Source organism: Pseudomonas sp. P5_B2 (assembly GCF_056400445.1).
Genome location: NZ_JBFULH010001468.1, coordinates 1 through 559, shown reverse-complemented (window position 1 = coordinate 559; position 559 = coordinate 1). Strand labels below are relative to the sequence as shown.

Annotated in this window: 1 protein-coding gene; it reads right to left on the bottom strand. The window is 50.4% G+C overall.

Annotated features, from left to right (window positions below; all coding sequences use genetic code 11):
* Positions 1–182, bottom strand: a 182-nt coding sequence (locus AC1DRJ_RS31875) for an FAD-dependent monooxygenase (protein ID WP_477805595.1), incomplete at its 3' end; no start/stop codon positions are given.
* Between the last annotated feature and the right edge of the window lie 377 nt (positions 183–559).

Here is a 559-nt window from a genome sequence, read left to right as displayed (position 1 = left end):
TCGTTGTCCAGCGCAATGGCACGAGGCATCAGCAGGACCTCATGGATCTTGTCCAGTACGAGGGTCGTTACCCCATAGCGGCCCAACAGCGCCGCGATTGTTGCACCTACCGGACCGTTACCGACAACCAGCACGTCGACAGCGGAGGGAGGCAGTTGGGAAACTTTCTTGTTGTTGTTCATCTTGAGCCCTTGTGGTGATTGAAGTCGTGAGGCGCGCAGGTCTCATCGTCAGGCAGGGTCAAGGTATTCAATATTGAGAAATATTTCAATATTGATGTTTTAGTCATTAATTTACAGGACTCACCACCAAGCCACGATGGACGTGGTCGTCCTGAGCCATGCGCAATCGCGGCGGCTGAGGTGGCGTTGGATAAGCGGATTTGAGTGGATCGTCATAGCCAAAAAAAACGGGACGCTGAGCGTCCCGTTTTTATGAAAACTGATAGTAAGAATGATGAGCAACCTGTGGCGAGGGGCTTCCTGTCACTGAATATAGGTAGCAAAAAATCAGAAATCCGCTATTACGTTAGTAACGGCCACTCCATTCATTGCAGATC